Genomic DNA, 21,031 nt, shown 5'->3' with positions numbered 1-21,031 from the left:
CATCGCTGCGATGGATTTGGCTAGCTCTTGGGAGCGAGTTGTTCGATGATCGCCTTGGCGACATCCTGCATGGTGAGGCGGCGGTCCATAGACGCCTTCTGGATCCAGCGGAATGCTTCGGGCTCAGACAAGCCCATCTTCTCGTTGAGAAGGCCCTTGGCGCGATCAACCAGCTTGCGGGTCTCAAAGCGCTCGACCATGTCGGCAACCTCGGCCTCAAGCGTGATGATCTGCTCGTAGCGGGCAAGTGCAATCTCGATCGCGGGAAGAAGGTCGTTCGGTGTGAACGGCTTCACCACGTAGGCGAGTGCGCCCGCTTCGCTGGCGCGCTCGACGAGCTCTTTCTGGCTGAAAGCCGTGAGGAGCACTACGGGCGCAATATGGTTCTTGCTCAGCTTCTCGGCGGCAGAGATGCCATCAAGCTGAGGCATCTTCACATCCATGATCACAAGGTCAGGTCGCAGCTCGGTTGCCAGTGCGACAGCGGTCTCACCGTCACCCGCTTCGCCGACGACGTCGAATCCGTTGTCGCGCAGAATCTCGACGATGTCGAGTCGAATCAACGACTCATCTTCGGCCACTACGACACGACGGGGGGTGTTTGCCGGCGTACCGGGGGTCTCTTCCTGCTCAGTCACCATTGAATCCTACGGTATCGTCGTTGTTGCACGTTTAATTGCCGGTGTGGCGGAATGGTAGACGCGACCGACTCAAAATCGGTTGCTCGAGAGGGCGTGTGGGTTCGAGTCCCACCACCGGTACAAAAAGCAGAGCGGGTCCCGTGCAGGGACCCGCTCTTTTTTGTTGAGAATCCGGGGCGTCAGCCGAAGTACTTGTTTCCCAGCGCCTTGCTCTTGAGCGCATCGAACTCGCCCTGAGAAATGGCGCCCGAGTCGAGTAGAGCTTTCGCCCGTGCAATATCTTCTGACGGGCTCGCTGAAGCTTTGGGTTGATAATCGTCCTGCTCGGGCACACGGCCGCCGCCATGTGCCTGCGCACGCTTGGCCATTCCGGATCCGCGTGCGATGACGTACACCAATGCAGTGAGGAATGGAACGAAGATCAAGAAGATGATCCACAGTGCCTTCCACCAGCCGCTCAGTTCGTGATCACGGAACAGATCGACGATGATCATCGCCATCACAAAGAAGTAGGCGATGAAGTAGAACGAGACGAGGGCAAACCAGAACAGGTCGATGATCATCGAGAGTTTCTTTCGTGTGAGGACAGAACAGTTACGTCGCTCACCCTACTGCCGTCGAGCCGCGCGCGTCATAACCCCAAGTGGGTGAAACGCAAAGTGGGATGCCTCGTTTGAGGCATCCCACTTCGAATCACGTGTTTACAGCTCGCCCGACTTGTAGATCGGTGCCTTGCCGTGAACGGCGTCGCCCACCTTGTGGATGCGGATGTCGTTGGTTGATCCGATGATGCCGGGAGGGGAACCTGAGATCACCACCACCTTGTCGCCGACTGCTGCGAGGTCGTTCGCGAGCAGATGGTCATCAACCTGGATGAACATGCGATCTGTGTGCGCCACCGGCTGGACGAGCGCGGACTGCACGCCCCAGGTGACGGCCATACGGCGACGAATCGCGGGGTCGGGAGTGAACCCGATCATCGGAATCGCCGGGCGCAGGCGAGACATGCGGCGCGCTGTGTCGCCAGATTCGGTGAAGATGCAGAGGCACTTCGCGCCGACGAACTCGGCCACCTCGAGGGCCGCAAGAGTGATCGCACCACCCTGCGTGCGCGGCTTGTTGAGCAGCGGCTGGATGCGCTCCAGCCCGTGTTCTTCGGTCGAGTCAACGATGCGCGCCATCGTCTCAACGACGCCGACGGGGTACTTTCCGACACTGGTCTCGCCCGAAAGCATGACCGCGTCAGCGCCGTCGAGGATGGCGTTTGCCACATCGCTGGTCTCGGCGCGCGTGGGCACCGGGTTGTCGATCATGGATTCGAGCATCTGGGTCGCGACGATGACCGGCTTAGCCATGCGGCGGCAGAGTTCTACGGCCCGCTTCTGAACGATCGGCACCGCTTCGAGGGGAAGCTCGACTCCGAGGTCGCCACGAGCGACCATGATCCCGTCGAATGCGTCGATGATCTCTTCGAGATTCTCGACTGCCTGCGGCTTTTCGATCTTGGCGATGACGGGAACGTGGCGTCCTTCTTCAGCCATGATGACGTGCACTCGTTGGATGTCTTTTGCATCGCGGACGAACGACAGCGCGATCAGGTCGGCGCCGGCGTTGAGTCCCCAGCGCAGGTCGGCTTCGTCCTTCTCGGACAGGGCAGGAACGTTTACAGCGACGCCGGGCAGGTTGATGCCCTTGTTGTTCGAAACCGCGCCAGCGACGATCACCTTGGTGGTCACGACGGTGCCATCGGTTTCGGTCACCTCTACGCGAACTTTGCCGTCGTCAATCAGGAGAAAGTCCCCGGGATTGACGTCATTCGGAAGTCCTTTGAAGGTCGTGCTGACGATCTCTTTGGTACCGAGGATGTCGTCGACGGTGATTTTGAAGATGTCACCGACTTCGAGCATGTGGGGACCGTTCTCGAACTTGCCGAGGCGGATCTTCGGTCCTTGCAGGTCAACGAGCGCGGCGACTGAGCGACCCGCATCGTCGGCAGCCTTGCGAACGTTCGCAAAGTTGTTTTCGTGAACTGAGTAGTCGCCGTGGCTCAAATTGAAGCGGGCGACGTCAACACCAGCATCGATGATGGCGCGAACCATCTCATATGACGATGTAGCGGGGCCTAAGGTGGCGACGATCTTGGCGCGTCTCATCCGTGGGTTCTCCGGGTTGTTTGTTGGTGGCGAATGCCGATTTCAGCCTACGCGTGTGGCAGACCGATGGCGAGGTCGGTGGGGCGAACCGGCGCGGGAAGCTCCGATGAACCCATGAGGAAGCGGTCGACGCTCGCAGCTGCGGCTCGACCTTCTGCGATCGCCCACACAATGAGCGACTGGCCACGTCCAGCGTCACCAGCAACGAACACCCCTGGTGCTGTGCTCTGATAGTCGTCTTCGCGATGCACGTTGCCGCGTTCGGTGAACTGGGTGCCGAGTTGCTCTTCGAGGAAGGTGCGCTCTGCACCAGTGAAGCCCATTGCGATCAGAACCAGGTCAGCCGGAATCTCTCGCTCGGTGCCGCTCTTTGGCACGCGTCGTCCGTCAACAAACTCAGTTTCAGCGACGCGGAGGCCGCGAACTTCTCCTGCATCGTTGCCAACGAACTCGACGGTTGAGGCAAGGTAGGCGCGTTCGCCGCCCTCTTCGTGCGCCGACGCGACTTCGAACAGCAGCGGTGCCATCGGCCACGGGTGGGTCTCAGGACGCTCTGCCGGCGGTTGCTTTCCGATGGCCAGGTTGGTCACGCTCAGTGCGCCATGACGGTGAGCGGTGCCGATGCAGTCTGCACCGGTGTCACCACCGCCGATGACGACGACGTGTTTGCCTTCTGCAGTGATCTGGTGGGCAACCTTGTCGCCAGCGCCAGCCTTGTTCTGCTCGACCAGGTACTCCATGGCGAAGTGAACGCCCGCAAGGTCACGACCCGGTATTGGCAGCTCTCGAGGAATCGTCGCGCCGGTCGTGACGACGACAGCGTCATAGCGCGCGCGCAAGTCGCTCCACGAGATGTCTTTGCCGATCTCGACGCCGGCCCGAAAACGCGTGCCTTCGTCTTGCATTTGGCGAAGGCGCGATTCAAGGTGCTTCTTTTCCATCTTGAAATCGGGAATGCCATAGCGCAGCAGGCCGCCGATTCGGTCGTCTCGCTCGTACACAGCCACGGTGTGACCGGCACGAGTGAGCTGCTGTGCCGCCGCCAGCCCAGCGGGCCCAGAGCCGACAACCGCGACCGTCTTGCCTGTCAGGCGCCCGGGAGGCTCTGCTTCGACCCAGCCATTGGCAAAAGCCTCGTCGATGATCGACACTTCGATCTGCTTGATAGTCACGGCGGGCTGGTTGATACCCAACACGCACGAGCTCTCGCACGGCGCGGGACAGAGGCGCCCGGTGAACTCAGGGAAGTTGTTCGTCGCGTGCAGTCGTTCAATCGCTGAGCGGCCCTCGCCGCGCCAGGTGAGGTCATTCCACTCGGGTATCAGGTTGCCCAGCGGGCAACCTTGATGGCAGAACGGAACGCCGCAGTCCATACAGCGGCCAGCTTGTCGGCGCAGAACCGCCGAGTCGCCGGGCTCATAGACCTCTTTCCAGTCCATGATCCGCACCGGCACGGGGCGCCGAGCGGGCAGCTCTCGCTCGGTGGTCTTCAAAAATCCTTTTGGGTCAGCCACCCGTCACCTCCAAGATGCGCGACCAGACGACATCACCATCGGGGTCCAGCCCCTCGGTGACGGCCTCCTGTCGCGTTTGCAGCACCGCTGCGTAGTCACGTGGCATTACCCGCACGAAATTGTCGAGCTCGCTATCGAGATTCTCCAAAAGTGAGGCTGCCAAGGTTGAGTCGGTCTGTGAGCGATGCTGCTCAAGCAGGTCGCGGAGGATTTCAGCATCCCCCGAGCCGAGTTTGCCAAGAACGAGTTCGCCTGACGCGAGGGATTCGCGGTTGACGAGCGCGTCGTCGAGCTTGTAGATGTACGCAGTACCGCCTGACATTCCCGCGCCGAGGTTTCGACCAGTCGCGCCCAAGATGACGGCAAGTCCACCAGTCATGTACTCGAGCGCGTGATCACCGACGCCTTCAACGACAGCGGTGGCGCCCGAGTTGCGAACGAAGAATCGCTCCCCCACCACGCCGCTCAGGAACATGGTGCCCTGGGTAGCTCCGTAGCCGATGACGTTGCCCGCGATGACGTTCTGAGACGCATCGAAGGTGGCGCTGCGCGGCGGGCGCACGACGATCTGGCCACCGGAGAGACCCTTGCCGACGTAGTCGTTCGAGTCACCCTCGAGGCGAAGTGTGATGCCAGAGGGCATGAAGGCGCCGAATGACTGACCCGCAGACCCCTTCAGGTTCACGATGATGCTGTCTTGCGGCAGGCCATTCTGGCCGCGTGCCCGCGTGACATGGTGGCCCAACAGGGTGCCAACTGCCCGCGCGGTGTTGCGCACCGGAAGGTCGATAGTGACCGATCCGCCATCACTGATGACGCCAGCGGCGCGTTCGATCAGCGCGACATCGAAGTGCGAGTCGAGGTCGTGCTCTTGCGGGCGCAGATTGCGGCGAGGCTCGTCGTCTGCGAACTGAGGACCATGAAGCACCGGCGCCAGGTTCAGTCCGCTTGCCTTCCAGTGACCCACTGCGCCATCGGTGTCGAGCAGATCCACCCGACCGATCACCTCATCGAGGGAACGGTATCCGAGCTCGGCCAGGTACTCGCGCACTTCTTCGGCGATGAACTCCATGAAGTTCACGACGAACTCAGGCTTGCCGGTGAAACGAGACCGCAGCGTCGGGTTCTGCGTCGCGACGCCCACGGGACACGTATCGAGGTGGCAGACGCGCATCATGATGCAACCCGAGACAACGAGCGGAGCCGTGGCAAAACCAAACTCCTCGGCGCCGAGCAAGGCGCCGATGATGACGTCGCGGCCGGTCTTGAGCTGACCGTCAACCTGTACCACCACGCGGTCGCGCATGCCATTGAGCATGAGCGTCTGCTGGGTCTCTGCGAGGCCCAGCTCCCATGGCGTTCCGGCGTGCTTGAGCGAATTGAGCGGGCTCGCACCCGTTCCGCCATCGTGGCCGGAGACCAAGATCACATCAGCGAGAGCCTTTGCTGTGCCCGCGGCGACCGCACCAATACCCGACTGACTCACGAGCTTGGCGTGCACGCGGGCACTGGGATTGGCGCGCTTCAGATCGAAGATCAACTGCTTGAGGTCTTCAATCGAATAGATGTCGTGGTGAGGGGGCGGCGAGATCAGGCCAACGCCTGCCGTCGCGTGACGCGTTCGCGCCACCCAGGGGTAGACCTTCGTCGGCGGGAGCTGTCCGCCTTCCCCAGGCTTCGCACCCTGGGCGAGCTTGATCTGGATGTCGTCCGCTTCGGTCAGGTACAGGCTGGTCACACCAAACCGGCCGGAGGCAACCTGCTTGATGGCGCTGCGACGTTCTGGATCGAGTAGGCGATCAACATCTTCGCCACCCTCTCCGGTGTTCGACTTGCCACCGATGCGGTTCATCGCGATGGCGAGAGTCTCGTGCGCTTCGCTCGAGATAGAGCCATAGCTCATCGCGCCGGTCGAGAATCGCTTGACGATCGCCGACACTGGTTCGACCTCGTCGATGGGGATTGGAGTGCGACCCTCAGTGCGCAGCGTGAAGAGTCCGCGAAGGGTCTTCAGCTCCTCTGATTGGTCATCGATGAGCTTCGTGTACTCGCGGAAGATGTCATACCGGCGCGTACGCGTCGCGTGCTGCAGCCGGAATACCGTGTCGGGGTTGAACAAGTGAGGAGCGCCGTCGCGACGCCACTGGTACTCGCCGCCGGTCCAGAGGCGCTCGTGAGCGCGCACCGCGGCATCTTCGGGGTATGCGTAGGCGTGACGCGAAGCGTTCTCGGCCGCAATGACATCGAGGCCGATGCCACCGAGCTTGGTCTCCGTGCCGGTGAAGTACTCCTGGACGAATTCCGCCGAGAGCCCGACGGCTTCGAACACCTGTGCACCGGCGTAAGACGACACGGTAGAGATGCCCATCTTCGACATGATCTTCAGCACGCCCTTGCCGAGCGCATAGATGAAGTTCTTGACGGCTTTCTGCGGGGTGACGCCGTTGATGTATCCAGCTCGCACCAGATACTCCACGGTCTCCATGGCGAGATAAGGGTTCACAGCTGATGCGCCGTATCCCATCAACGTTGCAACGTGGTGTACTTCGCGCACGTCACCGGCTTCGACGACGAGTCCGACCTTCATGCGCGTTTGGTTGCGGATCAGGTGGTGGTGCACTGCTGCGAGCATGAGCAGCGACGGAATCGGTGCAAGGTCTTTGTTGGAATCGCGGTCGCTGAGCACGATGAACTCAGCGCCGTCTTCGATCGCGTCATCGACCTCGCGGCACATCTGCGCGAGGCGTTTCTGCATGCCCTTGTGTCCAGCCTCGACACGGTAGAGCCCTCGAATGGTCACCGAGGAGCGACCGGGCAGCGCCGTGTCGATGTGCTGGATCTTCGCCAGTTCATCGTTGTCGATCACCGGGAAGTCGAGCGTGACGATCTGAGTGTGGCCGGGGCCCCACTGCAAGAGGTTGCGCTCAGGGCCGAGACCGATCGATAGCGACGTCACGACCTCTTCGCGGATCGAGTCGAGCGGCGGGTTCGTCACCTGCGCGAACTGCTGAGTGAAGTAGTCGAACAGCAAACGGGGACGATCGCTGAGCACGGCCACTGGGGTGTCGCTTCCCATAGCGCCCAACGGCTCCGCGCCGTTTTGCCCCATGGGTGTGAGCATGATGCGCACTTCTTCTTCGGTGTACCCGAACGTGCGCTGGCGTCGTGTGATCGATGCGATTGGATGAACGATGTGCTCGCGCTCGGGCAGGTCTGCAAGGCGCACGCGGCCAGCCTCCACCCACTTCTCCCACGGTTCCAGCTCAGCAAGCTCTTGTTTGAGCTCGGTGTCGGGAACGATGCGCTGTTGGGCGGTGTCGACGAGGAACATCCGCCCTGGGCGAAGACGACCGCGACGCTTGATGCGCTCGGGCTCGAAGTCGAGAACACCGGTCTCGCTGCCGATGACGATCAGACCGTCGGTGGTCTCTGTCCAGCGACCAGGGCGCAGACCGTTCCGGTCGAGGGTGGCACCGATCATCGTGCCGTCGGTGAAGATGAGCGCCGCCGGGCCATCCCACGGCTCCATCTGCATGGAGTGGAAGTCGTAGAAAGCGCGCAGCTTCGGGTCGATATCGTTCTGCTTCTCGTACGCCTCGGGCACCATCATCATGATGGCGTGAGGCAGACTGCGACCAGTGAGGGTCAGCAGCTCGAGAACTTCGTCGAATGATGCCGAGTCGCTGGCACCCGTAGTGCAGATCGGCAGGATCGGGGCCAGGTCGCCGATCAGCTCGGACTCGAGCTGAGACTGGCGTGCGCGCATCCAGTTGCGGTTTCCGTTGACCGTGTTGATCTCGCCATTGTGGGCGAGCATGCGCAGCGGCTGAGCGAGCGGCCACGACGGGAACGTGTTGGTCGAGTAGCGCGAGTGCACGACGGCGAGTTCAGAGGCGAACCGCTCGTCTTGCAGATCAGGGTAGAACGGCTCGAGCTGGAGGGTGGTGACCATGCCCTTGTAGCCCAGCGTGCGTGCAGAAAGCGAGACGAAATAGGCATCGAGCTCGTTGCGTGAGCGCTTGCGCAAGCGGAACGTGCGCCGGTCCAATTCAATCCCACTCAGCGCAGGCTGGTCACCGACGGCTGGGCGTGAGACGAAGACCTGCTCAAACACCGGGCGAGCCGCGAAGGCAAGCTTGCCAAGGTTGTCTTCGGCAGTGGGCACTACGCGCCAGCCAAGAATCGTGAGTCCTTCCGACGCCGCGATTCGCTCGACGCCATCCTTCACCGCGGCCCGCGCGTCGTCGTCGCGTGGCAGGAACGCCATGCCGGCGGCGTACTCCCCCATGGGCGGAAGGTCAAAATCAACAACTTCACGAAGAAAGGCATCCGGCATCTGCGTCAGGATTCCCGCACCGTCGCCAGTGCCGGAATCAGAGCCGATCGCACCGCGGTGCTCAAGGTTGCGAAGCGCCGTCAGCGCCAGATCGATGATGTCGTGTCCGGCTTCGCCTCGCAGAGTGGCGACCATGGCGAGGCCACAGGCGTCCTTCTCAAAGGCGGGGTTGTACATCCCTTGCTTCGCGGGAAAGCTTCCCACATGCGACTGCGCGTTGATGATTCCCTCAGACGAGGGCTCGCGACGGGGGCTCGGTGCCATACCAACCGTCCTCACTTTGATGATCAAGATGGGACGACGTCGGCCCTGTGCTGATAGTTAATCTCGTCCCCATGGACGAAAGTCTCAGTTCGTGTCGGCTGTGCTTGTGGCGGTGCCCTTGACTACTTGGACGTAAGCGGTTCGCTGACGTCGACGAAGTCGTCGGTGTCTTGCGATTGTAGCGTGCCTTCTGCGTGCCACTCACGACCGGGTACGTACGGCGAGGGCTCCAAGCCCGGGTGGCGTCGCCTCTGCACGGTGAGCAGCACCAATCCGATGAGCACGCCGAAGATCGCGGCCCACACGTTCGTGCGCAGGCCGAAGATGATGTCGCTCGGATCGATGCGGATCGACTCCCACACGATTCGACCGGCGCTGTACCAGATGAGGTAGAGCGCGAACAGCCGGCCCCACTGCATCGAGAGCTTGCGTCCGGCCCACAGCAGCACCAGAACGCCCAGGCCGTTCCAGAGCACTTCGTACAAGAAGGTCGGGTGAAAGAGGGTGCCCTCGGCAAGTCCAGGAGGGAAGGCAGGATTGTCGTAGTCGATCTCAAGGCCCCAAGGAACGTCGGTGGGCAGCCCGAACAGTTCCTGGTTGAACCAATTTCCGAAACGTCCGATTGCCTGAGCCAAGAGCAAACCAGGGGCCAGCGCATCCGCGAATGTCCAAAAGCGAATGCCGGTCCACCGGCAGCCAAGCCATGCGCCGACTGCGCCACCGATGAGTGCGCCATAGATGGCAATGCCGCCCTCCCAGATGTAGAGGGCCGACAGCGGGTTGGCGCCTTCGCCAAAGTAGAAGTCAGAGTGGGTGAGCACGTGGTAAATACGCGCCGCGATGATCGCCAGCGGCACAGCCAACAGTGCGATATCGATGACTACCCACGGCTCAGCGCCGCGCTTAGTCAGGCGTCGGTTCGTCAGCAGGGCGGCGAAGACGATTCCCGTGATGATGCAGAGCGCGTAGAAGTGGATGCGGGGACCACCGTCCCACAGGTCGAAGTAGCTGACCGTGGGGCTGGGGATACTGGTGAGCACGCTGGCTGCGGCGGTGATCATGGGCGATCAGGTCCTAGCTGTTGTCGGTGACGGCGAGAAGCCGACGAGAAGAAGTCTAATTGCGACGTGTGCCAGCGGCGATGGCGCGGGTTGCCTCGGCAAGGCCCGCAAGTCCCCCGTCGCGCAGGGCGCGCACCAAGGCGGTGCCCACAATCGCTCCGTCCGCGTACTCCAGTACACCTGAAACCTGCTCGGCGTTGGAGATGCCGATACCGACGCAGGCGTTGACCTGGCCGTGTTCACGCATGCGTGCGACGAGGTTGCGCGCAGCCGCGTCGAGTTCCGTGCGCTCCCCCGTGATGCCCATGGTCGATACCGTGTACACGAATCCGGTGGAGTTCGCCAAGATCATCTGGAGCCGCTCATCGCTCGAAGTCGGCGCGGCGAGGAACACGCGATCAAGCCCGGTGCGCTCGCTTGCAGCGATCCAATCGGCCGCCGATTCGGGGGTGATGTCGGGTGTGATCAAGCCCGCGCCACCGGCCGCGGCGAGGTCATCAGCGTAGCGATCAACGCCGTACTGCATCACCGGATTCCAATAGGTCATGACGAGAACTGGAATGCTCACACGCTTGGCGATCTCGCGAACCGCCGTGAACGTATCGCGTAAGCGAAAGCCCGCGGCCAAGGCGTGCTGTGTTGCTTCCTGAATGACGGTGCCGTCCATGACCGGGTCAGAGTACGGCGGGCCGAGCTCGAGAATGTCGACGCCGTTCTCAGCGAGTGTGACGGCCGCATCAATGCTCGTTTGCAGGTCAGGAAAGCCCAGCGGAAGGTAGCCGATGAACGCACCGCGCCCGTCGGCAGCAGCAGCATCGATGGCCGCTGAGACGCGTGAGGTCATGAGCTGGCTCCATCATCGTAGAGGCCGAAATAGCGAGCGGCGGTGTCCATGTCTTTGTCGCCACGGCCAGAGAGGCAGACGGCTAGCACTGCGTCGGGGCCCATTTCGCGGCCCAGCCGCATCGCACCCGCAAGCGCGTGCGCGGACTCGATCGCTGGAATGATTCCCTCGGTCTGAGTAAGCAACCGCAATGCTTGCATCGCCTCGTCGTCGGTGGCAGGGATGTATTCCGCACGCCCGATTGAGGCGAGCCATGAGTGTTCGGGGCCAACGCCCGGGTAATCCAGTCCTGCAGATATCGAGTGCGACTCGGTGGTCTGGCCGTCTTCGTCTTGCAAGACATAGGTCTTTGATCCGTGCAGAACTCCCGGGCGTCCGCGCTCGATGGATGCTGCGTGACGTGGGGTGTCTACGCCGTCGCCCGCGGCTTCGACGCCGTAGAGCTTCACATCGGCGTCGTCGAGGAAGGCATCGAACATGCCGATCGCGTTGGAACCACCGCCCACACAGGCGATGACCGCGTCGGGCAGTTTGCCTACCTCAGCGAGCAGCTGGTCGCGTGCTTCTTCTGAGATGACCTTCTGGAAGTCGCGGACCATCGCAGGGAAGGGGTGCGGTCCAGCGGCCGTGCCGAAGATGTAGTTGGTGGTTTCAACGCTCGCTACCCAGTCGCGGTACGCGTCGTTGATTGCGTCCTTCAGCGTGCGGGAGCCTGTTTTGACGGGAATCACCTCGGCTCCGAGCAGACGCATGCGTGCGACGTTCAGCGCCTGGCGTTCGGTGTCGACTTCGCCCATGTAGATCGTGCAGTCAAAGCCGAACAACGCAGCCGCGGTAGCGGTAGCGACGCCGTGCTGCCCGGCGCCCGTTTCGGCGATGACACGGGTCTTGCCGAGACGCTTGGTAAGAAGCGCCTGGCCGAGCACGTTGTTGATCTTGTGCGAGCCGGTGTGGTTCAGGTCTTCACGTTTGAGGAACACTCGTGCGCCGCCTGCGTGTTCGGCGAAACGCGGAACTTCGGTGATGATCGACGGGCGGCCTGCATAGGTGAGCAGCAGGCGAGCGAATTCGGCGTGAAAGGCCGGGTCGGCTTTCGCCGAGTCGTATTCAGCAGCGAGCTCGTCAATCGCTGCAATGAGGGACTCAGGCATGAAGCGGCCACCGAAGTCGCCGAAGAACGGGCCTTGGGCGTCGCGCAGACTCATGAACCAGCCTCCAAAAATGCGGTGAGAGTAGTCACAGGGTCGTTTGTCACGAGGGCCTCTCCCACGAGCACAACGTCTGCCCCCGCGGAACGATAGTGCGCGACGTCGGCGGGTGAGAGCACCGCGGACTCCGCGATCTTGACGGCGTCTGCGGGAATTCGGTCGGCCAGAGATCCGAAAAGATTGGTGTCGAGCTCGAACGTGGAGAGGTTGCGGGCGTTGATACCGATCAATCGGGCGCCGATATCTGCTGCGCGGTCGAGCTCTTCGCCAGAGTGCGTTTCAACGAGGGGCGTCATTCCCAGCTCAAGCGTGAGCGTGTGCAGGCGGGCCAGCACATCTTCATCGAGCGCAGCGACAATCAACAGCACCAGATCAGCGCCTGATGCCCGTGCTTCGAATACTTGGTATTCGTTGGCGATGAAGTCTTTTCGCAGCACCGGCACGCTGACGCGAGATTTCACAGCTTCGAGGTCGGCGAGACTGCCCTTGAATCGGCGACCTTCGGTGAGAACCGAAATCGCGGAGGCGCCTCCCAGCTCATACCGGCTCGCTTGAAATGCCGGATCGGGAATGGTCGCCAAGTCTCCGCGCGATGGGCTCGCGCGCTTGACTTCAGCGATGATCTTCACCCGATCAGCGGGTTCGAGCGCTCTGAGTGCATCGAGCGCGGGTTTCTGTGCGAGCGCGGCTGCCTCAACGACAGCCAAGGGGCGTTCTGAAGCGCGAGCTTCGGAGTCTGCAACCGCGCCGGCCGTGAGGTCGGCGAGCACCTCAGTGGGCTTTCGGCGAGTACTTGGGCCCAGAGGCGCCGTACCCGGCTTTGGCCATGATCCAGCCGACGATGAGGCCGATGACGAGAAGTCCCGCCGATGCCCACACCAACGCGGGCATGTCAAAGAAGAAGAAAAGTGTGCCGAGAGCGACGGCGACCAACATGATTACGACTGCGGTCCAAGCCGCCGGCGAGTGTCCGTGGCCGGGGTCGTCGATGGGGTTGCTCATTGATGTCCTCCGAGGTAGCGCGGGCTTGGTCAGTCTAGCGGTCGAGCGGTGGGATCGTCGCCACGAGACAGGTCATCCCACGAGTCGATCGCATCGTGCGGTCGTGAACTATCTGCGCCAGCGGTGGCCGCAGGAGCGCTCTGGTCGGTGCGAAAGCGACGCGACGAGCCTGACCATGTTCGAGCCGTGGCGAGCGTGAAGATGCCGACAGCCACCAGCAGCCCGCCGGCGACCATCGTCATCGCTGGCCATGCGGTTGGCGTGATTGACGAGACGAGGGCAGAGACAGCGCTTTGACCGCTGATTCCGGTTGCGACCGACACCGTGGCAACGACCGCTGAGGTCGGCTGTTCGAATGCGATGGCAGCGGAAAGCCAGCCGACTATGGCCCCGATGATGACGGTGAGTACGCCGAAGGCGTAACGCAGTATCGTGCCGACGATGGTGAGAGCCAGACCGAGCGCGAGCACGGCAAGGCTGAGCGGAGCAAGCACCACCACGGCGTCGGCGCCTGAGACCGCAAGATCATCACTGCCGCCGTCTACCAGAGCTACGTGCAGCCAGGTCTGTGTGGACGAGATCACCGCCATTGCTCCACACAGCACGATCGCGCTGACAGCGATCAGGCGAGCGCGCTGGATCACGCGGGGGGCTCCGCCGCCGCGAAAGGCTCAAGGTCGACCGCGTCGAAGCACGTGCGAGTGCCGGTGTGGCACGCCGCGCCGACCTGTTCTACGGACACAAGAATCGTGTCGCCGTCGCAGTCGAGTCGTGCACCACGCACATACTGAGCGTGTCCAGAGGTGTCGCCCTTGCGCCAGTACTCGTTGCGCGAGCGCGACCAGAACGTCACTCGTCCTTCGATCAGAGTGCGTCGCAGCGCTTCAGCATCCATCCAGCCCATCATGAGCACCTCGAGGGTGTCCCACTGCTGAATGATGGCAGCAACAAGTCCCGCATCGTTGAACGTGACGCGGGCGATTCGTTCGTCAATCGATTGGTTCATGCGTGTACTTCTCTCACGGCGATTCCATCAGCCATCATGACTTCTTTGACATCTGCAACCGTGAGCTGGCCGGAGTGAAAGACAGATGCTGCCAACACTGCATCGGCGCCAGCAGCGATCGCCGGCGCGAAGTGTGAGGCATCGCCAGCGCCGCCCGAAGCGATCACCGGCACCGCTGAGATCTCACGCATCAGTCGCACCAGTTCGAGATCAAAACCTTCTTTGGTGCCGTCGGCGTCGATCGAGTTGACCAACAACTCGCCCGCACCGCGATCGATCGCTTCACGCGCCCATGCAAGAGCGTCGAGTGTGGTTTCGGTGCGCCCGCCATGCGTGGTGACCACGAAACCAGACGGGGTAGCGCCTGAGCGCTTTACGTCGAGCGAGAGCACGAGAACCTGCGCTCCGAATCGGTCAGCGATGTCATCGATAAGCTCTGGCCGCGCGATCGCTGCAGAGTTCACACCAATCTTGTCGGCGCCGACGCCGAGCAGCCGTGCGACATCTTCTGCGGAGCGAACGCCACCGCCGACTGTGAGCGGAATGAACACTTGCTCAGCCGTTCGTCGCACGACGTCGTACGTCGTCGAGCGCGCGTCGACCGTGGCCGTCACGTCGAGAAAGGTGATTTCATCTGCGCCCTGCTCGAAGTAGGCCTGGGCGAGCTCGACCGGATCGCCCATGTCGCGAAGGTTCTGAAAGTTGACGCCCTTCACCACGCGACCGGCAGCGACATCAAGGCACGGGATGACCCGGCAGACCAGGCTCATCACTAAAGCCTGGCGTTGTGGATGGCGGTGACGAGAATTGCGCGTGCACCGATCGCATAGAGGGAGTCCATGACGCGGTTCACGTCTTTGCGGGGGCTCATGACGCGTACCGCAACCCATTCGGGGTCGCGCAGCGGTGAGATAGTGGGCGACTCGATGCCAGGAGCAAGTGCTACGGCCTCATCGACAAGGTTCGCGGGCAGGTCGTAGTCGATCAGCACGTAGCGTCGCGCAACCATCACCCCGCGCAGTCGGCGCAACAGCGTTTCGGCGCCCTCAGCTTCGGTGGGCCCGGCGATGAGCACCGCCTCGGATTCCAGAATGACTGGACCGAAGATCTCAAGACCCGCCTGGCGCAGCGTGGTACCGGTGGAAACGACGTCGGCGACCGCATCGGCGACACCCAACTGCACGGCAGACTCGACGGCACCATCGAGCGGCACCAGGTCTACTGCGACCCCGTGAGCGTCGAGGAAGCCATCGACCAAACCAGGGTAGGCGGTGGCAACACGCAGGCCTTCGAGGTCTTTGATATCGGCGTAGACGCCGGGGCGGCCAGCGAATCGGAAGGTCGAGCCCCCGAAGCCCAGCTGCTCCACTTCTTGCGCACCCGGCATTCGGGCGTCGAGCAGCAGATCGCGACCCGTGATCCCAACGTCGAGCGCGCCGGAGCCAACATAGGTGGCGATATCTTTCGGGCGCAGGTAGAAGAACTCGACATCGTTCACCGGATCGATGACGTGCAGATCTTTCGGATCACGACGACCGGTGTAGCCGGCCTCGTTGAGCATTTCGGTTGCGGTCTCGGCGAGCGAGCCCTTGTTCGGCACAGCAATTCGCAGCATGGGAGCGTGGCTTTCTTGAGTCGAGGTGGGTGAGCGGGGTGAACTCACAGATGTCGGTAGACATCCTCCAGAGAAAGGCCCTTCGCGAGCATCATGACCTGCAGGTGATACAGCAGCTGCGAAATCTCTTCTGCTGCAGCATCCGTCGACTCGTACTCGGCAGCCATCCACACTTCGGCTGCTTCTTCGACGATCTTCTTGCCGATCGCGTGGACACCGGCATCCAGCTCCGCGACGGTTCCCGACCCCTCAGGGCGCTCAGCGGCTTTCGCGGCGAGCTCGGCATACAGAGTGTCGAACGTCTTCACAGTCCTAGGGTATCGAACCGAGAGGATGCTTCGGACGCTGTGACAGATTGGGTCGCGCTTGGGCCGGTCAATATGTGTGACGGTGGCGCGTTGCGATGTTGCGCAGATTCACGATCGCGGTGTCAGGATCGTCGGATCCAAACACCGCGGAACCCGCCACAAAGGTGTCGGCGCCTGCTTCGGCAGCTTCGGCGATGGTCGACTCGCCAATGCCGCCGTCTACCTGCAACCAGACCGCGCTCCCCCGTCGCTTCGCATGCTCCGCGAGTGAGCGAAGCTTCGGCATGGTCTCTGGCATGAATGACTGACCGCCGAAGCCGGGTTCTACGGTCATCACGAGAATCTGATCGAACTCATCGAGCACGTCAAAGAGGTTGTCGACGGGTGTTCCTGGCTTGACTGCCACGCCCGCGCGCGCCCCAATTGAGCGAAGCCGCCGTGCGAGCGCTACCGGCTCGGCAGCCGCTTCCAAATGGAATGTGACCGAAGCAGCACCGATCTCGGCGTACTCGGGCGCCCAGCGCTCGGGGTCATCGATCATGAGATGAACATCGAGCGGAACCGGGCTGGTCTGTTGGATTCTCCCCACCATCTGCGGTCCGAATGTCAGGTTTGGAACGAAATGGTTGTCCATGACGTCAACGTGAGCGAAGTCAGCGCCCGAGATGCGCGCGAGTTCGGACTCCATGTTCACGAAATCGGCCGCGAGAATGCTCGGGTTTATGCGAATGCCGTCGACGCGGCCTGTCTCATCGAGTGGGGGCACGGCTCCATTATGGCGTTCGCAGCGCTCAGGCGCGCTGAAGCAACGAGATCGACATCGCGTCAGTGTTGTGGCGGTGCGGCCACAACTGCGCACGAGCCGTGCCGTCTGACTGCGTCAGAAGCTCAGGGTCACTCGTCGAGAGCCTCGTGATGACATCGCGAGCCGACAGCTCGATGATGGCGTCACCCCACTCGCGCTGCACTTCGGCGACCACGCCCGCGGTTTCTGCCAAATGGGGCGAGCAGGTGATGTACGCCACCACGCCCCCGGGACGCAAAGCGCTCACTGCCGTCGAGAGCAGCTCGGTTTGGAGCGCGGTGAGCTCTGGCACGTCGCCCGGTGACTTTCGCCAACGCGCCTCGGGGCGGCGTCGCAGTGCCCCGAGCCCGGTGCAGGGCGCGTCAACGAGGATTCGGTCATAGGTATCGGCGGAGTTCGAGGCCAAGGCGCGCCCGTCTTCTTCAAAGACGGTCACCTCGAGCGGCACGCCCGCGATCGCCTGACGCACGAGCCCCGCACGCGCTGGTGAGATTTCGTTCGCATCGAGCGCAGCACCGAAATTGAGCGCCTCGGCAGCGAGCATCGCAGTCTTGCCGCCCGGTCCCGCACACAGGTCAAGCCAGCGTTCGCCTTCGCGCACGGGCAATGCACGCGTGAGCGCGAGCGCCGCCAGCTGGGAGCCCTCATCTTGCACGCGCACGCGACCGTCGGCAGCGCGAATGACCGATTCGGGGTCTCCCCCGCCGAGGCGGAACCCGAACGGCGAAAAGGGGGTGTGTCGGGCGTCTTCTGGAAGGTGCGCGAGCCCGGGCAACGCTGCCATTGTCACGCGCGGGGCGGAGTTGTCGGCGGCGAGGAGCGCTTCAAGCTCATCGGCCCTGCCCTCGGCCGCCAGCGCCCGACGGAAGGCACGCACAATCCAGACCGGGTGAGAGAACAGCAATCCAAGTCGTTCGTCGTCAGAGCGCGCGCTGTCACTCACCCGCGTCATCCAGTCACCAGGATTGTCTCGTGACACCCGGCGCAGCACAGCGTTGGCGAACCCCGCGGCGCCGCGGCCGCCCGCGGATCGGGCGAGTTCGACGGACTCATTCACCGCGGCGTGCGAGGCGACACGCGTGGATTGCAGCTGATGCACTCCGAGTCGCAGGGCGTCCAAGACGGCAGGATCGATATCGGCGATGCTGCGATCGGCCGCAATGGAAATCACAGCGTCGTAGGTGCCTTGACGTCGCAGCGTGCCATACGTCAGCTCAGTAGCGAGGGCCGCGTCAGCGGTCGAAAGGCCAGCACGCTCGATCGATTTCGGCAGGAGCAGGTTCGCGTAGGCGTCGGACTCATTGACGGCGCGCAGCACATCAAAGGCAACCTGGCGAGCAGGGGCAACTTTGCTCATGATCCGGCGACCACCGTCTCGCTTCGAAGGCCGCGGAACCAGTCAGCGGCCCGCATTGGGCCCTTGCCTGCGGGCTGCACGATATCGACCTGGATGGGAGCGGTTGCCGTTCCGATGATGACCTCTTTGTGGTGAAGGGCGACCTGCCCTGGCGGAAGGGAGGGGGCGTCGGCCGGTGCGGTGCGGGCCTCGAGCACTTTCACGCGCGCGCCATTGATGGTGGTGTGCGCGCCCGGTGCGGGCGTGACCCCGCGGAATCTGTCGAGAACGCGGTCGCTGGACTGCGCCCAGGTCAACTGACCGTCGATGTCTTCCAGCTTCGACGCATACGAAGGTTCTCCGGTTTGGGGCTGAGCCGTCGCGGTGCCGCGGGCAATCTCATCGACGACGCGGGCCAACAATGTTGCCCCGCTGACGGCGAGATCTTCGAGGAGCTCCCCCGCCGTCGAATCTGGCTTGATCTCGTGCACGATCTCGTCATACACATCGCCAGCATCCAAACCAGCAACCAGCTGAAACACGCTCGCTCCCGTGACGGGATCGCCCGCGATGAGAGCATGTTGCACCGGGGCCGCACCGCGCCACTTCGGCAGCAGCGAGAAGTGGAGGTTGATCCAGCCGTGTCGCGGCATCGACAGCAGTGGTTCGCGAACCAAGCCGCCGTACGCCACGATCACGCCCAGATCGGGTGCGAGCGCTTCCACCTGCGCGGTCGTGTCGGCGTCGAGCCTGTCGGCTCGAATGACCTCGATCTCGAGCTCTTCGGCTCGGCGAGCCACAGGCGATGGTGTGAGCACACGCTTGCGGCCCACGGGAGCATCGCGGCGAGTGATCGCAGCGAGCACCTCGTGGTGGCTCGCGGCGAGCAACTCAAGAGACGGTACTGCCGGTTCCGGTGTGCCGGCGAAGACGAGGCGCATGGGGCTCCTCACAGTTCTAGGTCGGGTACGTCAACCCGCACTCTGAGTGTATTGCCGGGACGGGTCGGACGACCCTTCGGCGGTTTACGAGATTTCATGGCTTGAGAAACGACGGAGGCGCGAAGACTCTCGGTGACTTTCGCTCCGGATGCGTAGTCAAAGCGAACGAGTGCACGGACCGTCTGGTCGTGCGGAAGGGGACCCAGTATCGCCAACTCATCGAGGGTGGGAACTGCTTCACGTAGAGCTGCGATTGCCGCGTCGACGGCGCGTCGGTCACCCTCAAGTGCGGCAACGCGCACGACAGGAGGCATTCGCAGCGGCGCGCGCTCGTTGAGTTCATTGCGTGCGTAGGCAGGCTGCGTCCAGGTTGCCAACGCGCGAGCGACAGGACCGGCTACGCCGACAAGATGGACGGGCGCACCTGGCGCGGCAAGGGCGGCGGCGTTGGACCACCAGCGCAGGCAAGACTCTGCGATGCGGAGGTCATCGGCGAGCAACATCTTGTCACCGTCGAGCAGAATCACCGCTCCGTATCCACCGGCCGCGATCGGTTCTGCACCGCGAGTCGCTACGACTAGTGCAGGTCTCGAATCGACATGCGTCACCAGGTGTTCGCCATCCGACACGATCACGCGCACGCCGGGGAAAGCGCGGCCCAGATCATCGGCCGTGCGCTCACTCCCCGACGACGCCATGCGGAAGCGAGTTGACGTGCAATCCGGGCACGTCCAAGACATGGCAGATCGGCCGCACCATGAACACGCTGGTACTGCTCCCTGCCGAGCCGCGTGCAATGGTCCGCTGCAGTGCGGGCAGCGCGCTGGGTGCCGGCACTCGGCGCAGACAAGCACCGGTGCATAGCCGGGACGTGAAACCTGCACGAGCACTGGTTTGTCGCTGAGCGCCTCCCTTGCGGCGGCGAACGCGGCCGAAGGCACACGTGCGCCTCTCGATTCGCCCTCGCGAGTGGCACTGAGCACGACTTTCGGTGTGATGCGTTTCGCTGGGGCGATCTCGCGCACCCAACCGACCGCGATCAGCCGTTCCACGTCGGTCGTGCGAGTGTGACCAGCGAACATCAGCGCGCCTGATTCGATCTCTTGTCGAAGCAAAGCGGCGTCGCGTGCGTGCACGCCGGGGCTCAACGGTTCTGACAACAGCGAGTCGCCGTCGTCCCACAGCGCGATCAGGCCCAGCGAGCTCACCGGCGAGTACACACTGCTGCGGTTGCCGAGGACTATGCAGGGCGCATCTGCGAGAGTGCGCAGAAACGCGCCGTATCTTGCCGGTGAAGACTGCGCGGCGTCGTGGCGAACGAGTGCGTATTCGGGCACTCTGCCCGCAAGGGCTGCCTCGATCTGGGCGCGGTCGCGATGATCCGGTACCACGATGACAGCGCTCTTTCCTCGAGCGAGAGTGTGGATCGCAGCCGCCGCGAGCAATGCGGCCCAGCCCCCCACGTCTTCGCCATCGTGCGCGCCGCCAACCAGCCGACAAAGTCGAGGCGGGGCGTCGATCGCCATGCGCTCGCCGTCTTGGATCGCAGAGCCGAGGCGGGGAAACGGCGCCATGACATCTGCAGCCCAGCTGAGTGAGGCGCTGTCAACCGTCGGCAGAGTCGGCACCTCTGAAGCGAGCCATGCGCGTTCGGCACGCACCATTCGTTTGGGGATCGCGAGGCGAAGAATATCGCTGGCTGATCCTGCGGCGCGGTCGGCCGCTCGCCTGGCCAGAGCGTAGAGCTCGGGGGTGAGCACCGGGATTGGCGACACCACGCAGTCGAGTTCTGAGAGCGGACGGTCTGAGTCGTCAGTGTCGCCGTGCTCGACGATGTAGCCATCGACCACACGCCCTGCCGAGCGCAAGGGCACCTTCACGCGCACGCCCGGACGGGCATCCTCAAGAAATTCGCGCGGAATCTCGTAATCGAACAGCCGATCGAGCTGCGGCAGTGGCGAATCGATCAGCACGCGCGCGACAGACCGCGCGGTCAC

General features: G+C 63.0%; 18 protein-coding genes, 1 tRNA gene and 1 pseudogene. 1 reads left to right on the top strand and 19 read right to left on the bottom strand.

The window, feature by feature from the left end:
- Window positions 1-20: 20 nt before the first annotated feature.
- The gene (locus SJY18_RS03110; protein WP_337337876.1) at window positions 21-641 is read right to left on the bottom strand and encodes a response regulator; all 621 of its coding nucleotides are present in this window, start codon (window positions 639-641) and stop codon (window positions 21-23) included.
- A gap of 37 nt (window positions 642-678) precedes the next feature.
- On the opposite strand from SJY18_RS03110, the gene SJY18_RS03105 reads away from it, so the two are divergent.
- Window positions 679-761, top strand: a tRNA-Leu gene (locus SJY18_RS03105).
- A gap of 59 nt (window positions 762-820) precedes the next feature.
- Here SJY18_RS03105 and SJY18_RS03100 read toward each other — a convergent pair.
- The 18 genes and pseudogenes from SJY18_RS03100 to SJY18_RS03015 form a co-directional block, all read right to left on the bottom strand.
- The gene (locus tag SJY18_RS03100) at window positions 821-1,204 is read right to left on the bottom strand and encodes an SHOCT domain-containing protein (protein ID WP_396668349.1); all 384 of its coding nucleotides are present in this window, start codon (window positions 1,202-1,204) and stop codon (window positions 821-823) included.
- Window positions 1,205-1,342: 138 nt separating this feature from the next.
- On the bottom strand, window positions 1,343-2,794 hold the full coding sequence (pyk, locus tag SJY18_RS03095; protein ID WP_337337878.1) for a pyruvate kinase: 1,452 nt from the start codon (window positions 2,792-2,794) through the stop codon (window positions 1,343-1,345).
- A 47-nt stretch (window positions 2,795-2,841) separates the two neighbouring features.
- Entirely contained in the window at window positions 2,842-4,308 is a 1,467-nt protein-coding gene (locus SJY18_RS03090) for a glutamate synthase subunit beta (RefSeq protein ID WP_396668348.1), read from the bottom strand.
- Entirely contained in the window at window positions 4,301-8,908 is a 4,608-nt protein-coding gene (gltB, locus tag SJY18_RS03085) for a glutamate synthase large subunit (protein ID WP_396668347.1), read from the bottom strand. The genes SJY18_RS03090 and gltB overlap by 8 nt, the downstream gene beginning before the upstream one ends.
- A gap of 84 nt (window positions 8,909-8,992) precedes the next feature.
- Window positions 8,993-9,969, bottom strand: a pseudogene (gene lgt / locus SJY18_RS03080) (prolipoprotein diacylglyceryl transferase).
- Window positions 9,970-10,024: 55 nt separating this feature from the next.
- A complete protein-coding gene (gene trpA / locus SJY18_RS03075) occupies window positions 10,025-10,813 on the bottom strand; it encodes a tryptophan synthase subunit alpha (RefSeq protein WP_396668346.1) in 789 nt (262 codons plus the stop codon).
- Entirely contained in the window at window positions 10,810-12,018 is a 1,209-nt protein-coding gene (gene trpB, locus SJY18_RS03070; RefSeq protein ID WP_396668345.1) for a tryptophan synthase subunit beta, read from the bottom strand. The genes trpA and trpB overlap by 4 nt, the downstream gene beginning before the upstream one ends.
- Complete coding sequence (gene trpC / locus SJY18_RS03065) at window positions 12,015-12,791, bottom strand: indole-3-glycerol phosphate synthase TrpC (protein ID WP_396668344.1); 777 nt, start codon at window positions 12,789-12,791, stop codon at window positions 12,015-12,017. The genes trpB and trpC overlap by 4 nt, the downstream gene beginning before the upstream one ends.
- 1 nt (window position 12,792) lies before the next feature.
- On the bottom strand, window positions 12,793-13,023 hold the full coding sequence (locus SJY18_RS03060) for a DUF6704 family protein (RefSeq protein ID WP_337337884.1): 231 nt from the start codon (window positions 13,021-13,023) through the stop codon (window positions 12,793-12,795).
- 29 nt (window positions 13,024-13,052) lie between these two features.
- Entirely contained in the window at window positions 13,053-13,667 is a 615-nt protein-coding gene (locus SJY18_RS03055; RefSeq protein ID WP_396668343.1) for a Trp biosynthesis-associated membrane protein, read from the bottom strand.
- A complete protein-coding gene (hisI, locus tag SJY18_RS03050) occupies window positions 13,664-14,029 on the bottom strand; it encodes a phosphoribosyl-AMP cyclohydrolase (RefSeq protein WP_396668342.1) in 366 nt (121 codons plus the stop codon). Before hisI ends, SJY18_RS03055 begins: the two co-directional genes overlap by 4 nt.
- Window positions 14,026-14,799, bottom strand: coding sequence for an imidazole glycerol phosphate synthase subunit HisF (gene hisF / locus SJY18_RS03045; RefSeq protein ID WP_396668341.1), 774 nt, complete (start codon window positions 14,797-14,799; stop codon window positions 14,026-14,028). Before hisF ends, hisI begins: the two co-directional genes overlap by 4 nt.
- A gap of 2 nt (window positions 14,800-14,801) precedes the next feature.
- Window positions 14,802-15,644, bottom strand: a complete 843-nt coding sequence (hisG, locus tag SJY18_RS03040; RefSeq protein WP_337337888.1) for an ATP phosphoribosyltransferase — start codon at window positions 15,642-15,644, stop codon at window positions 14,802-14,804.
- A gap of 44 nt (window positions 15,645-15,688) precedes the next feature.
- A complete protein-coding gene (locus SJY18_RS03035) occupies window positions 15,689-15,952 on the bottom strand; it encodes a phosphoribosyl-ATP diphosphatase (RefSeq protein ID WP_337337889.1) in 264 nt (87 codons plus the stop codon).
- Window positions 15,953-16,019: 67 nt separating this feature from the next.
- A complete protein-coding gene (gene rpe, locus SJY18_RS03030) occupies window positions 16,020-16,718 on the bottom strand; it encodes a ribulose-phosphate 3-epimerase (protein WP_337337890.1) in 699 nt (232 codons plus the stop codon).
- 25 nt (window positions 16,719-16,743) lie between these two features.
- Window positions 16,744-18,114, bottom strand: coding sequence for a transcription antitermination factor NusB (locus tag SJY18_RS03025; protein WP_337337891.1), 1,371 nt, complete (start codon window positions 18,112-18,114; stop codon window positions 16,744-16,746).
- Window positions 18,111-19,034 carry a methionyl-tRNA formyltransferase gene (gene fmt / locus SJY18_RS03020; protein ID WP_396668340.1) on the bottom strand — a complete coding sequence of 308 codons (924 nt, stop codon included), beginning with the start codon at window positions 19,032-19,034 and terminating at the stop codon, window positions 18,111-18,113. The genes SJY18_RS03025 and fmt overlap by 4 nt, the downstream gene beginning before the upstream one ends.
- 8 nt (window positions 19,035-19,042) lie before the next feature.
- Complete coding sequence (locus SJY18_RS03015) at window positions 19,043-21,031, bottom strand: primosomal protein N' (RefSeq protein ID WP_396668339.1); 1,989 nt, start codon at window positions 21,029-21,031, stop codon at window positions 19,043-19,045.

The sequence above is a fragment of the Microbacterium sp. R86528 genome (genome assembly GCF_044596335.1).
Taxonomy (GTDB): domain Bacteria; phylum Actinomycetota; class Actinomycetes; order Actinomycetales; family Microbacteriaceae; genus Microbacterium; species Microbacterium marmarense.
This window is presented reverse-complemented; position numbering and strand designations above follow the sequence as displayed.

Bases quoted from the DNA above. Each gene is read 5' to 3' on its own strand.
- SJY18_RS03110 (WP_337337876.1), bottom strand. From the start codon at position 641: ATGGTGACTGAGCAGGAAGAGACCCCCGGTACGCCGGCAAACACCCCC.
- SJY18_RS03100 (WP_396668349.1), bottom strand. From the start codon at position 1,204: ATGATCATCGACCTGTTCTGGTTTGCCCTCGTCTCGTTCTACTTCATC.
- pyk (WP_337337878.1), bottom strand. From the start codon at position 2,794: ATGAGACGCGCCAAGATCGTCGCCACCTTAGGCCCCGCTACATCGTCA.
- gltB (WP_396668347.1), bottom strand. From the start codon at position 8,908: ATGGCACCGAGCCCCCGTCGCGAGCCCTCGTCTGAGGGAATCATCAAC.
- trpA (WP_396668346.1), bottom strand. From the start codon at position 10,813: ATGACCTCACGCGTCTCAGCGGCCATCGATGCTGCTGCTGCCGACGGG.
- trpB (WP_396668345.1), bottom strand. From the start codon at position 12,018: ATGAGTCTGCGCGACGCCCAAGGCCCGTTCTTCGGCGACTTCGGTGGC.
- SJY18_RS03060 (WP_337337884.1), bottom strand. From the start codon at position 13,023: ATGAGCAACCCCATCGACGACCCCGGCCACGGACACTCGCCGGCGGCT.
- hisI (WP_396668342.1), bottom strand. From the start codon at position 14,029: ATGAACCAATCGATTGACGAACGAATCGCCCGCGTCACGTTCAACGAT.
- hisF (WP_396668341.1), bottom strand. From the start codon at position 14,799: ATGAGCCTGGTCTGCCGGGTCATCCCGTGCCTTGATGTCGCTGCCGGT.
- hisG (WP_337337888.1), bottom strand. From the start codon at position 15,644: ATGCTGCGAATTGCTGTGCCGAACAAGGGCTCGCTCGCCGAGACCGCA.
- SJY18_RS03025 (WP_337337891.1), bottom strand. From the start codon at position 18,114: ATGAGCAAAGTTGCCCCTGCTCGCCAGGTTGCCTTTGATGTGCTGCGC.
- fmt (WP_396668340.1), bottom strand. From the start codon at position 19,034: ATGCGCCTCGTCTTCGCCGGCACACCGGAACCGGCAGTACCGTCTCTT.